Here is a 12,907-nt window from a genome sequence, read left to right as displayed (position 1 = left end):
AATCGGTTGGTTGCGTGCCCGTTGTGCGCGCACGTTCCACCGGCCATTGGGCAGCGGCGGCGCATCCGGTCGGATTGCCGGCCCCGCAGCTTTCCAGCGCGGTCCGAGACTTCTCCAGATAGTCTGGCGGCCACGCCGCGAGGCCTTGTGATCCCAAGATCATTCGGGCATTTGTGCGGCGCGGCAGCCTCGGCAGTCATGGAGCACGGACGAGAATGGTATCGCTTTCCCGGCGCGGCGAGGTCGAGCCGTTCCACGCCATGGACATTCTGGCCGAGGCGAACCGACTGAAGGCGCAAGGTGCTCCCGTGATCTCGATGGCGGTGGGCCAGCCTTCCGATCCGGCACCGGTTGCCGTGCGCGAAGCCGCGGCGCGGGCGCTGCGTGACGGGCGCATCGGCTATACCGACGCCCTCGGCACGGCTGCGCTACGCGAGGCGATCGCCGGTCATTATCGCGAGCACTACGGCGTCGATGTGCCGGCGCAACGCATTGCCGTGACCACCGGGTCCTCGGCGGCCTTCAATCTCGCCTTCCTAGCCATGTTCGATGCCGGCGACGCTGTCGCCATCGCCTCGCCCGGTTATCCCGCCTACCGCAACATCATGGCAGCGCTCGGTCTCGATGTCGTCGAGGTGGAGATGGAGGAGGCTCCCTACCTGACTGCCTGCCAGCTTGCTGCAACACATGCCCGCAAGCCATTGCGCGGACTGCTTTTTGCGAGCCCGGCAAACCCCACCGGCGCGATCGTCCCGCATGCTGAGATGGTGGCGCTGCTTGCGGAGGCCAGGCGGCTCGGCATCGCGGTTATCTCCGACGAAATCTATCACCGGCTGAACTATGTCGGGCTGGACGCGACCGCGCTGTCGCTTGACGACGACGTGATCGTGATCAACTCCTTCTCCAAATATTACTGCATGACCGGTTGGCGCATCGGCTGGATGGTGCTGCCGGAAAAGCTGGTACGGGCGGTCGAGCGCATCCAGCAAAGCCTGTATATCTCTCCGCCGGAACTGTCGCAGATCGCGGCTTGCGAAGCGTTCGGCGCCAGCGCCGAACTCGACCGCGTCAAGCAACGCTATGTTGGGAATCGCGAATTGCTGATGCGCCGCCTTCCCGAACTCGGCTTCGCGCTCGCCGCGCCAATGGACGGCGCCTTCTACGCCTTTTGCGATGTCTCGCGGCTGACCAATGACAGCATGGCTTTCGCGCGAAAAATGCTGGCGGAGGCACATGTCGCGGCGACGCCCGGCCGTGATTTCGACACCGGGCAGGGGAGCCGCTTCATGCGCTTCTCCTATGCGGGAAGCCATGAAGATATGGCTGAAGCCTTGGACCGTATCGGGCGATGGCTGCGCTGATGGAAACGACCGTGCGGGAGCATCCTGACCTGGAGACGGTCCTCGGCGACCTCGCCGCCGAAATGGCTGTCCGCTCCGATCGCGGCGCGGTGGCGACCTACATCCCGCAACTCGGCAAGGTCGATCCGGCAAAATTCGGGATCGCCGTGGCGCTTGAGGATGGGCGGGTTATCTCAGCCGGCGACGCAGACGAGCCGTTTTCCATCCAGAGCGTGTCTAAGGTGTTCACGCTGACGCTGGCGCTTGGCAAGGTGGGCGACGCGCTGTGGAAGCGGGTCGGCCGCGAGCCGTCGGGCAACCCTTTCAACTCGATCGTGCAACTCGAACACGAGCGCGGCATCCCGCGCAATCCCTTCATCAATGCCGGTGCGATCGTTGTCTCCGACGTGCTGCTTGCCGGCCACGAGCCGCGCGAGGCGATCGGCGAGATCTTGCGGTTCATCCAGTTCCTGGCCGACGACGATTCAATCTACATCGACCGTGAGGTGGCAGCATCTGAACGCGCCACCGGCTTCCGCAATTTCGCGCTCGCCAATTACATGCGCTCGTTCGGAAATCTCGACCACGCGGCCGAACTGGCGCTCGGAGTTTATTTCCACCACTGCGCCATCGCCATAAGCTGCCGGCAACTGGCGCTTGCAGGCCGCTTTCTTGCCTTCGACGGGCGCAATCCGGACGGGGGGCACTCGGTCGTCTCGCCCGGCCGGGCGCGGCGCATCAATGCGCTGATGCTGACCTGCGGCCACTATGACGGGTCGGGAGACTTCGCTTTCCGTGTCGGTATTCCGGGCAAGAGCGGGGTCGGCGGGGGCATTCTGGGCATCGTGCCCGGTGTCGGCTCGCTGGCTGTGTGGTCGCCGGGGCTCAACGCCAACGGCAATTCGCATCTGGGATCGATCGCGCTGGAAAAGCTCGCCCGCACCATGGGCTGGTCGATCTTTTCGCCCTGAAAGCAAAAATCCCGGCGGAGCCGATGGGCCACGCCGGGATTTTTGCCGGGATTTTTCAACGATTGAACCGACTCATGCCGTGTTCACGTGAGGGCAGGATGCCGAAACATCCTGCGTCACGACAAGATACGCTCAGAAGAAACCCTTGCGCTGCCACCATCCCGACTTCTTCGGCCGGTCGGGAACCGGTTCCGACGGGGCAGGAGCCGGGGTTGGCGTGGGTTCGGGCGTCGGAGCCGGCGCCACGGCGATAGGCTCTTCCGCCGCAGGCTCGACGGTGATCTCGGCTTCGGCAGGCGCGGGTTCCGCGGTGTCAGCCGCCTCGACGGGAGCGGCAACCGCCTCGGCCTCGACGGTTTCCGGCGCGGTGGCCTTCTTCCGGGAAGCCCGCTTGGCCGGTTTCTTCACCTCTTCGGCGGCAGTCTCGCCCCCCGCATCAGCCGCTGTTGCCTCGGCCTTCTTGCGGCTGCGGCGCGGCTTCTTGACGACCGGCTCAGCGATGTCCGCTGCTTCTGCCTCGGCGACCACTTCTTCGGCCGCAACGGCGATGGCCTCCGATGGCTCGTCGACCGCGGCGTCATCGCCGGCCGAGTCCGCGGCGACATCACCCGCCTGATCGTCCTGGTCACCACGGTTGCGCCGTCCGCCGCGCTTGCCGCGCCGGCGCTTCTTACGGTCACCTTCGTCGGAGGTCTCGGGTGCCTCCGCGACAACCGCCGCGACCGCCGTTTCAGGGGCATCACCAGCCGCCTCGTCGCTGTCGTCGGCCTCGAATTCCGAACCTTCCTCGGACGCCTCGACTGCCGTTGCGGGTGTCTGTTGCTGGCCGGAATGATCGCGATCACGGTCGCGATCACGGCCGCCGCGCCGCCGCCGGCGCTTGCGCTTGCCCCGGCGCTCGCCGTCACCCTCGGCCTGCCGTTGCGGCTGCTCCCGGCGCTCGGACTGCTCGGCAATCTCCTCTTCCTGATCTTCTTCTTCCTCCTCGATGACCGGATCCTCTTCCTCCTCCGGTTCGATAATCGGAGCGGCGGGGGCGGCGATCGGCGTCAGCGGCTTCTCGGCGATGGCGCCGCGGAAGATCGCATAGTTCTGCGACGCCACGGTCTCGTCGGCCTCGATGGTGATGGTCAGGCCGAAACGGGCTTCCATCTCGGTCAGGGTGCTGCGCTTGTGGTTCAACACGTACATCGCAGTCGACGCCGGCGTCTTGACGATGATGTGGCTGCGCGAATCCTTGAGCAAGAATTCCTCGATGGCGCGGACCACCAACAGCGCAACCGACGAATCCGAACGCACGTGGCCCGTGCCGCCGCAATGTGGGCAGGGCTTCATCGTCGATTCCAGCACGCTGGCGCGGATGCGCTGGCGGCTCATCTCCATCAGGCCGAAATGCGAGATGCGGCCGAGCTGGATGCGCGCGCGGTCGTTCTTCAGATGGTCCTTGAGGCGTTTCTCGACCGCGCGGTTGTTGCGGTTCTCCTCCATGTCGATGAAGTCGATGACGATCAGGCCGGCAAGGTCGCGCAGGCGAAGCTGGCGGGCGACCTCCTCGGCCGCTTCCAGATTGGTGTGCAGCGCCGTCTCCTCGATCGAGTGCTCGCGTGTCGAGCGGCCGGAGTTGACGTCGATGGCGACCAGCGCCTCGGTCTGGTTGATGATCAGGTAGCCGCCGGATTTCAGCGTTACCTGCGGCTGCAGCATGCGGTCGAGCTGCGCCTCGATGCCGGTGCGTACGAAGATCGGCACGCTGTCGCGGTAGGGCTGGACCACCTTGGCATGGCTGGGCATCAGCATGCGCATGAAGTCCTTGGCCTCGCGATAACCGTCGTCGCCGGAGACGATGACCTCTTCGATGTCCTTGTTGTAGAGATCGCGCACCGAACGCTTGATCAGGCTGCCTTCCTCATAGACGAGGGCAGGGGCCGTGGATTGCAGCGTGAGCGTGCGAACGTTCTCCCACAGCCGCATCAGATATTCGTAGTCGCGCTTGATCTCCGCCTTGGTGCGGCTCTCGCCGGCGGTGCGCAGGATGACGCCCATGCCCTGCGGCACTTCGAGATCCTGCACGACTTCCTTCAGGCGCTTGCGGTCCTGCACATTGGTGATCTTGCGCGAGATGCCGCCGCCGCGCGCGGTGTTGGGCATCAGCACGGAATAGCGGCCGGCGAGCGACAGATAGGTCGTCAGCGCCGCGCCCTTGTTGCCGCGCTCCTCCTTGACGACCTGGACCAGCAGGATCTGGCGGCGCTTGATGACCTCCTGGATCTTGTACTGGCGGCGCATCGGCTTGCGCCTTGTCTGGACTTCCTCGAACGCATCGTCGGCGCCGACGGATTCGATCTCGTGCTCTTCGCTTGCGGAGTCGGGTAGTTCCTCGACCATGCCGCGATTTTCGATGGGCGCGGCTTCTGCCTGGTCGTCCTGGCTTTTCTCGATCTCTTCGGAAACCACATCGGCTTCGACCGCGGCGGCGATGCTGCCGGGGCCGCTACCGGTTTCCTCGTTCTCGCCCTTTCCGCTGCCGTGCTGGCTATCGCCGGCGTGCTCTTCGCGACCCGGCGCCTCTTCTTCGGTGGGCTGGAACGCGGTTTCGACCTCGCCGCCTTCCACGCTCGCGCCGGCCTTGGCGGTTGTTTCGTCCGCCCCGGCCTCAAGGATTTCGGTCGGCAGATCGTCGGCGTGAGTTGGAGCCTCGCCCTCGGCGCCGCCTTCGTCATCGCCTAGGCCAGCTTCATCGCCGCCCGTGTTTTCAGCGTTATCGCCGCCGGCATTGTCCTCCGACGACGCCTCGCGCGATCCCTCCTCGCCGTTGCGTCCGCCGCGATTGCGGCCGCGGCGCCGCCGGTTGCGGCCGCCGGCGCGGTCGCGCTCCTTGCCTTCGCTCTCGTCGTCCTCGTCTTCGGCCGCCTCGGCCTCGGCGCGCAGCAGCGCCTGCCGGTCGGCCACCGGAATCTGGTAGTAGTCGGGATGGATTTCGCTGAAGGCAAGGAAACCATGCCGGTTCCCGCCATATTCGACAAAGGCGGCCTGGAGGGACGGTTCGACCCGGGTGACCCGGGCGAGATAGATGTTTCCTTTTAGCTGCTTCTTGTCCTGCGATTCGAAATCAAATTCTTCAATACGGTTACCGTGTACGACGACAACCCGTGTTTCCTCCGGGTGGGAGGCATCTATTAGCATCTTGTTGGGCATTATTTTTTATCCTGCCGAGCGCACGCCCTCCGCCGCGCGACAGCGCAAGGCGCTGCCTCGGGACGGGCGGATACTGCGCTTCGGTCATATTGCTGTCCGCCTGCCGCCGCCGCCGCGCAACGGTGGTGCCGCCCGCTGCCTTGTCGGCGCGGTACGCTGCGGACCTTTCCGTAAGTGCGCTTATGGTCATTGCGTGCGTAGCGGATCCTCTTGAACCAAGGCCCGGGAAGCCCGGACCAGCTATTTGCTCACATCGAGCCGACGCGAAGTGAACTCCGCGCCGTTTCCCTCACGTTCCACAAGCCGCGCGCAGCGACCTCCGGGACGAAATCTATGACGGTACTGCCTGCGCGGAGGGAGCGTCCGGCCGCATTTACCTTACTCCCGGCCTACCACGTTCCCTAAGGTAACAGAAGGAGGCTCCAAGCATTGCAGTGTACCAGCACCGCTTTTATGATTTGACCGACTTTTAGGCAACCCCGTATTCCGGTTGCCGACGAAATGAAAGGAGTCGCGCGGCCGTGTCCGCCAAAGGCGTTCGTTCGCGGCTTTGCCGGCAGTCAATCAGTACATCGAACCTCGGCAAGGAATCCGCCTCGACGAGAATGAAAGGTGGCTCGGGCGAGCGTCTCAAGCCGGGCCTGCAATTTGCTCTAGACGCCCGCCGAAACCGATCAAACGTCTTGAGGAATACGCGCGATGACCTTGATCTCAAAATCGAAACCCGCAAGCCAGTTGACGCCCACCGCGGTCCAGTTCGGGTAGGGCGGATTGCCGATCACCTTAAACCGGATGGCGTTTACCGTCTCGAACTGATTGGCCGGGTCGGTGTGAAAGCTGGTCACGTCGACGACGTCGTCGAAAGTGCAGCCGGCCGCGTTCAGCACCGCCGTGAGATTGCTGAAGGCGAGTTGCACCTGTTTTTCGAAATCCGGCTCCGGCGAGCCGTCGTCGCGGCTGCCGACTTGGCCCGAAACGAACAGAAGATCGCCTGAGCGGATCGCCGCCGAATAACGGTTGATCTCGTAGAGCGCCTGCCGGCCAGCGGGGAAGACCGCGTCGCGTTTGCTCATTGTCCTATTCCTGAATTGGGTGTTGGGGTTCCGGTTCTCTGGCTTAGTCCTGGTGCGAGAACTCACATACGCTCCGTATGGGAGGCATATCGGTATATACGTCTCGTATCTCAACTGATGCGTGACGTATATTTTTGCGGAGAGATCGCGGCCCGGCAGGCAAGGCGCGCTCCGACAGTGCCGATTTTCGCAAAATTGATTGCGATTGGCGAAAATGCCGGCGACGGAGTAACCTGCGGGGGCAGTCTGAACCGTTCAGGCATTTGCCCAGACTGCGGTCCGAAAAGGCTTGTTAACCTTATCTGGATACCAATCGTTAATCGACGGGTTTCGTGCCGGGGACACGAAACGAGATCGGTCCAGTTACGAAGACGGGTATTGGAATGAGTATCGCCGCCCAAGCCATCCGCAGAGCCTTGGGAATGTTCCCGCCGGCCGGGCGTTGTTGCGCCCTGCTGGCGGTGGCCTTGCTGGCCGCGATTGCCACGCTTTCCACGGCTTCAGCCGCAAAACTCGACGCCCGCGACTTCAAGATGGCGGGCGATGCGACCCACATGCGCGTCGTCATGCATTTCGACGTCGAGCCGGAGTTGCGATGGTTCCTGCTGCGCGGGCCGCACCGGCTAGTGATCGAACTGCCGGAAACCCGCTTCGTGTTCGAGCCGAAGGCGATGAAGCCGCGCGGCCTGATCCGCAATGTCAGCTACGGCGCCATCGGTGACGGCAAGTCGCGCGTCGTCTTCGCCACCAAGGGTCCGTTCGAGGTCCAGCAGGCCGAGGTGATCAAGGAGGAGGACGGATCGGGATTCCGCCTGGCAGTCGATATCGCGGCCGCCAGCGACCGCGCGTTCGAGGCGGCCCTTGCCGACCAGGCGACGACCACCGGGGCGACGATCGCCGCGTCGAAGGGTGCCCGCGTCGGCGAATCCGTCGACCGGCCGGCAAAACCCTTCTCCATCGTCATCGATCCCGGCCATGGCGGCGTCGATGGCGGCGCCAGAGGCGTCAGCGGCACGGTCGAGAAGGACATCACGCTGGCTTTCGCCATCGAACTCAAAAACAAGCTGCAATCGGAGGGGCGCTTCAGCGTCAGCCTGACCCGCTCCACCGACGAGTTCCTGCGGCTCGACGACCGTGTCCGCATAGCCCGCCAGCGGGAAGCGGATCTGTTCATCTCCGTGCATGCCGACACGATCAATATGAAAGGCATCCGCGGCGCCACTGTCTACACGGTTTCCGACAAGGCCTCCGACGCCGAGGCGCAGGCGCTGGCCGACCGCGAAAACCTGTCCGACCAACTCGCCGGCATCGACATCCCCGACGAGAACCATGAGGTCGCCGACATCCTCGTCGACCTGATCCGCCGCGAGACCCACGCCTTCTCGATCCGCTTCGCCCGCACGCTGGTCGGCGAACTGTCGAATTCGGTCGGCCTGATCAACAATCCGCACCGCTTTGCGGGGTTCAAGGTCCTGAAAGCGCCGGACGTGCCGTCCGTGCTGGTGGAACTCGGATACCTTTCGAACGAGAAAGACGAGGCCCAGTTGCGCAGCGTCGAATGGCGTGGCAAGGCAGTGACGTCCATCGCCAACGCGATATCGGAATTCGCGGCGTCGAAGGCGGCGGGTGGATGACGATCGCGAGCGCAACCTGCGGGAGAGCGTTGCAGGGGCGCCACACGCACGCGGTTTTTGACGATCGGCAGTCCGGCAGGCGGGTCCTGCCGTATTTTATCCACATGGACGCGACAAGGGTTTATATAGCGCGTTCGGAATGCCCGGTTCTGGTTGCCGAAACCGCAGCGTTTCAACAAGAACTGCCGAGCCTCGTATTGGAGCGGAAATGATTCGTCTCATCGGCTATTTTTTCGGCATCGGCACCATGCTGGCGCTGCTGGTGGCGGGTGGTGTCGCGGTCTATGTCGGCAACCTCGCCAAGGATCTGCCGGACTACGAGGTGCTGGCCAACTACGAGCCGCCGGTCACCACCCGCGTCCATGCCGTGGACGGCTCGCTCATGGGCGAGTTCGCGCGCCAGCGCCGCCTCTATCTGCCGGTCCAGGCCATCCCCGATCGCGTGAAGGCAGCGTTCCTGTCCGCGGAAGACAAGAATTTCTACAAGCACCCCGGCGTCGACTTCGAGGGCGTCATCCGCGCGGCCGTGGTCTATGCGAAGGGCGGCCCGATGCAGGGCGGCTCCACCATCACCCAGCAGGTCGCCAAGAACTTCCTTCTCACCCGCGAGCAAACGCTCGACCGCAAGGTCAAGGAAGCGATCCTGTCGTTCCGCATCGAGCAGGCCTATTCGAAGGACCGCATTCTCGAGCTCTATCTCAATGAAATTTTCTTCGGGCTCGGCTCCTATGGCATCGCCGGCGCGGCACTGACCTATTTCGATAAATCGGTGAACGAGCTTACGGTGGCCGAGGCGGCCTATCTCGCGGCGCTGCCGAAAGGCCCCTCCAACTACCATCCGTTCCGCTATACGCAGCGCGCCATCGAGCGCCGCAACTGGGTCATCGACCAGATGGTCGAGAACGGCTACGTCAGCCGCGAGGAAGGCGACAAGGCTAAGGCCGAGCCGCTCGGCGTCAAGCCGCGCCGCAACGGTACCTACCTCTTCGCCGGCGAGTATTTCACCGAGGAAGTGCGCCGCGAAATCATCGCCCGCTACGGCGAGAACGCGCTCTACGAGGGCGGGCTGTCGGTTCGCACCACGCTCGACCCGAAGATGCAGCTTGTGGCGCGCCGCGCCATGCAGAACGGCCTTTTGAAATACGACACCCTGCGCGGTTACCGCGGCCCCGTCACCCAAATAGATTTGACCGGCGACTGGGGTGTTGCGCTGGGCGAGGTCAAGAAGCTCGACGACGTGCCGGAATGGCGGCTTGCCGTGGTGCTGGATTCGTCGAATTCTGACCTCACCATCGGCCTGCAGCCGGGGCGCCAGGTTTCGGGAGCCCTGGTGGAGGAGCGCGAGACCAGCACGATCGCCAAGGAGGACATGGCCTTCGCCATGCGCCAGCACGTCGTCGACGGCAAGAAGGCGCGTGCCAGCACGCCCGGCGATGTGTTGAAGCCGGGCGATGTGATCCTCGTCGAGAAGAAGACCGACGGGAACGGTTATTCGCTGCGCCAGATTCCGGCGGTTTCGGGCGGTCTGGTCGCGATGGACCCGCATACCGGGCGCGTGCTGGCGATGGTCGGCGGCTTCTCCTATTCGGAATCCGAATTCAACCGCGCTACGCAGGCGCAGCGCCAGCCCGGCTCGTCGTTCAAGCCGATCGTCTATGCGGCCGCGCTCGACAACGGCTACACCCCGGCCTCCGTGATCATGGACGGACCGATCACCATCAGAATCGGTAACGAGGTCTGGACGCCGAAGAACTACGACGGCAAGACCGCCGGCCCGGCGACGCTGCGCTCCGGCATCGAGCGTTCGCGCAATTTGATGACGGTGCGGCTCGCCAACGACATGGGCATGAAGCTGGTCGCCGAATATGCCGAGCGCTTCGGCGTCTACGACAAGATGCCGCCGCATATCGCGCTGGCGCTGGGCGCCGGCGAGACCACCGTGATGCGCATGGTCACGGCCTATGCGATGATGGCCAATGGCGGCCGCCAGATCAAACCGTCGCTGATCGACCGCATCCAGGACCGCTACGGCAAGACCGTGTTCAAGCATGACGAGCGCGCGTGCGAAAACTGCGTCGCCGCCGATTGGGAGAATCAGCCGGAGCCGGAACTGGTCGACAATGCCGAACAGATCCTCGATCCGATGACCGCCTACCAGATCACCTCGATGATGGAAGGGGTCGTGCAGCGCGGCACCGCGGTGACCATTTCCGAGCTCGGCCGCCCGATCGCCGGCAAGACCGGTACGACCAACGACGAGAAAGACGCCTGGTTCATCGGCTTCACGCCCAACCTCGTGGTCGGGCTCTATATGGGCTACGACAAGCCGCAGGGCCTTGGCAAAGGCGCGACCGGCGGCGGCCTGGCCGCGCCGATCTTCAAGGAATTCATGGCCGAGATCCTGAAGGACACGCCGATCGTCGACTTCCAGGTTCCGGAGGGCATGAAGCTCATCGCCATCAACCGCAAGACCGGCATGCAGGCGCGCGAAGGCGATGCCGGCACGATCATGGAGGCCTTCAAGCCCGGCACCGGCCCGGCCGACAGCTATTGGGTGATCGGCATGGACGATGGCGAGTCGATCTCGGCTGAAAAGCTGTCGCCGCAGGCGAGCAAGGCGATCAGCCAGGGCGGCGGCGGCCTCTACTGAAGGCCGCCCGGCTCCGGCCCAACAATCGGCGGGAAATTCCGGTTCGGTTGCTTTACACGGGCAAGGGGCGTCCCTATGGTCCGCGCCGATCCATTTCCCGCGCAATCAGAAAGGCAAGAACACTGCCATGCGTGCAGAGACAGAGAAACTCGTCGACGAAATCAAGCAGGCCATAAGCCTGCTGAGGAGGCATCTTTGACTGGGATGTCGCTGTAAAACGACTGGAATACCTCAACGTCCGCGCAGAGGACGGCGCGCTTTGGAACGACCCGCAGGAAGCCCAGAAGCTGATGCGCGAGCGCCAGAGCCTGGACGAAGGCATTACCTCGATAAAGCGGCTGACGCAGGCGCTCAACGACAATGTCGACCTGATTGCACTCGGCGAGGAAGAGGGCGACGAGGGCGTCGTCTCCGAGGCCGAGACCGCGATCCGCTCGCTTTCCGGCGAGATCAGGGCGCGCCAGATCGAGACGCTGCTGTCGGGCGAGGCCGACGCTAACGACACCTATCTGGAAGTCCACGCCGGTGCCGGCGGCACCGAGAGCCAGGACTGGGCGAACATGCTGTTGCGCATGTATACCCGCTGGGCGGAACGCCGGAAGTTCAAGGTCGAAGTGCTTGAAATGCATGACGGCGAAGAGGCCGGCATCAAGTCCGCCACGCTGCTGATCAAGGGCCATAACGCCTATGGATGGCTGAAGACTGAATCCGGCGTGCACCGTCTGGTGCGCATCTCGCCCTATGACAGCAATGCACGCCGCCATACGTCGTTCTCGTCGATCTGGGTCTATCCGGTTGTCGACGATTCCATTCAGATCGACGTGTCGGAATCCGACGTGCGCATCGACACCTATCGCTCTTCCGGTTCGGGCGGCCAGCACGTCAACACGACGGACTCGGCAGTCCGTATCACGCATCTGGCGACGGGTATTGCGGTCGCCTGCCAGGCCGAACGCTCGCAGCACAAGAATCGTGCAAAAGCCTGGGAAATGCTGCGCTCGCGCCTCTACGAGGAAGAGCTGAAGAAGCGCGAGGCGGTCGCAAATGCCACCGAGGCGTCCAAGACCGATATCGGCTGGGGCCACCAGATCCGCTCCTACGTGCTCCAACCCTACCAGTTGGTGAAGGACCTTCGCACCGGCGTCGAAAGCACCAGCCCGTCGGACGTGCTCGACGGCGACCTCGACGACTTCATGGAGGCGTCGCTCTCGCACCGCATCGAGGGCGGGGCAGGGCAGCCGGTCGCGGATATCGACTGATGGTGCCGCATTCGGCCGCTGTCTGATTGCGCAGCGGCCGCCGCCTGCTGCGCCGGTTTCAGTTTGCCGTTAACCCATCGTTAACCATGGCGGCGCAGACTTTTGGCTGTCCGGTGGTCGGTGTAGCGAGAGCCTGCGTCATTGTGCACCGCAGCATTATCTTGCGCCGGCGAAGGAATCGGCTCAACCTGTAACCTGGGTTGGGGAAAAAGCATTGATGGCCGGTCGCGGCTTATATGAGCGGATGGGAACCGGCTGAAGGGAAGACACGTTCCGGGAACGGGCAAGCCTAGTGCTTGAGAGCCTCGTTTTGACAGGAATGAGCCATGCCCACCATCGCAGCCAGCCCCCAATCAGCCCTTGGTCGTATCGCGCGCGCCGTTGTCGCCGCCGCTACTGTCTGGATTGTGTCCTCTTCCGGGGTCGTGGTGGGCGGAATGTCGGCTGCGGCGCACGACGCCACGCCGACCGCGGCTAAGCCGAACGGCTGGAGCTATCCTTTCTCCTGCTGCTCGGGCTACGATTGCCGTGAAGTGCCGCAGACCTCGATCGGCGAGCGTCCGGAAGGTTATGTGATTGAGGGCACGGGCGAAGTGCTCGGCTATCAGGATGCGCGGCTGAAGAATTCACCCGATGGCGAATACCATTGGTGTTCGGTAGCGGGAGCCGACAATTCGCGGACGATCTGCCTCTTCGTTCCGCCGAAAGGTTTTTGAGACGGCAAGTTTCCTCTTAAGCCTTGACGCCTGCTGAAGGGATTGCGGGTCGAACCCGTTCGGGATTTC

General features: G+C 63.8%; 8 protein-coding genes. 6 read left to right on the top strand and 2 right to left on the bottom strand.

The annotated features are described in order from the left end of the window. The first annotated feature begins 215 nt into the window (after nucleotides 1-215). Together ABMA59_RS18805 and ABMA59_RS18800 are read left to right on the top strand one after the other, a co-directional pair. Nucleotides 216-1,361, top strand: coding sequence for a pyridoxal phosphate-dependent aminotransferase (locus ABMA59_RS18805; protein ID WP_349006915.1), 1,146 nt, complete (start codon nucleotides 216-218; stop codon nucleotides 1,359-1,361). After that, nucleotides 1,361-2,311, top strand: a complete 951-nt coding sequence (locus ABMA59_RS18800) for a glutaminase (protein WP_425475951.1) — start codon at nucleotides 1,361-1,363, stop codon at nucleotides 2,309-2,311. Before ABMA59_RS18805 ends, ABMA59_RS18800 begins: the two co-directional genes overlap by 1 nt. Before the next feature lie 132 nt (nucleotides 2,312-2,443). Here the strand turns inward: ABMA59_RS18800 and ABMA59_RS18795 are convergent, their stop codons facing one another. Beyond that, nucleotides 2,444-5,506 carry an Rne/Rng family ribonuclease gene (locus tag ABMA59_RS18795; RefSeq protein WP_349006913.1) on the bottom strand — a complete coding sequence of 1,021 codons (3,063 nt, stop codon included), beginning with the start codon at nucleotides 5,504-5,506 and terminating at the stop codon, nucleotides 2,444-2,446. A gap of 674 nt (nucleotides 5,507-6,180) precedes the next feature. After that, a complete protein-coding gene (locus tag ABMA59_RS18790; protein WP_349006912.1) occupies nucleotides 6,181-6,579 on the bottom strand; it encodes a RidA family protein in 399 nt (132 codons plus the stop codon). Between the two features lie 383 nt (nucleotides 6,580-6,962). Between ABMA59_RS18790 and ABMA59_RS18785 the strand changes: the two genes are divergently transcribed. The 4 genes from ABMA59_RS18785 (at nucleotide 6,963) to ABMA59_RS18770 (ending at nucleotide 12,838) form a co-directional block, all read left to right on the top strand. Beyond that, nucleotides 6,963-8,213 carry an N-acetylmuramoyl-L-alanine amidase gene (locus ABMA59_RS18785; RefSeq protein ID WP_425475945.1) on the top strand — a complete coding sequence of 417 codons (1,251 nt, stop codon included), beginning with the start codon at nucleotides 6,963-6,965 and terminating at the stop codon, nucleotides 8,211-8,213. A 208-nt stretch (nucleotides 8,214-8,421) separates the two neighbouring features. After that, nucleotides 8,422-10,863 carry a penicillin-binding protein 1A gene (locus tag ABMA59_RS18780; RefSeq protein ID WP_349006911.1) on the top strand — a complete coding sequence of 814 codons (2,442 nt, stop codon included), beginning with the start codon at nucleotides 8,422-8,424 and terminating at the stop codon, nucleotides 10,861-10,863. 127 nt (nucleotides 10,864-10,990) lie between these two features. Then, a protein-coding gene (gene prfB / locus ABMA59_RS18775) for a peptide chain release factor 2 (RefSeq protein WP_349006910.1) occupies nucleotides 10,991-12,122 on the top strand; the annotation gives its coding sequence in 2 pieces (ribosomal slippage) (nucleotides 10,991-11,056 and nucleotides 11,058-12,122; 1,131 coding nt in all). Between the two features lie 326 nt (nucleotides 12,123-12,448). After that, nucleotides 12,449-12,838, top strand: coding sequence for a hypothetical protein (locus tag ABMA59_RS18770; RefSeq protein ID WP_425475944.1), 390 nt, complete (start codon nucleotides 12,449-12,451; stop codon nucleotides 12,836-12,838). The last annotated feature ends 69 nt before the right edge of the window (nucleotides 12,839-12,907 follow it).

It is taken from the genome of Mesorhizobium yinganensis (assembly GCF_040081985.1).
GTDB classification, from domain to species: Bacteria; Pseudomonadota; Alphaproteobacteria; order Rhizobiales; family Rhizobiaceae; genus Kumtagia; species Kumtagia yinganensis.
This window is presented reverse-complemented; position numbering and strand designations above follow the sequence as displayed.

Coding starts and splice junctions, on each gene's coding strand:
- ABMA59_RS18780 (WP_349006911.1), top strand. CDS start 8,422: ATGATTCGTCTCATCGGCTATTTTTTCGGCATCGGCACCATGCTGGCG.
- ABMA59_RS18785 (WP_425475945.1), top strand. CDS start 6,963: ATGAGTATCGCCGCCCAAGCCATCCGCAGAGCCTTGGGAATGTTCCCG.
- ABMA59_RS18800 (WP_425475951.1), top strand. CDS start 1,361: ATGGAAACGACCGTGCGGGAGCATCCTGACCTGGAGACGGTCCTCGGC.
- ABMA59_RS18805 (WP_349006915.1), top strand. CDS start 216: ATGGTATCGCTTTCCCGGCGCGGCGAGGTCGAGCCGTTCCACGCCATG.
- ABMA59_RS18770 (WP_425475944.1), top strand. CDS start 12,449: ATGCCCACCATCGCAGCCAGCCCCCAATCAGCCCTTGGTCGTATCGCG.
- ABMA59_RS18790 (WP_349006912.1), bottom strand. CDS start 6,579: ATGAGCAAACGCGACGCGGTCTTCCCCGCTGGCCGGCAGGCGCTCTAC.
- ABMA59_RS18795 (WP_349006913.1), bottom strand. CDS start 5,506: ATGCCCAACAAGATGCTAATAGATGCCTCCCACCCGGAGGAAACACGG.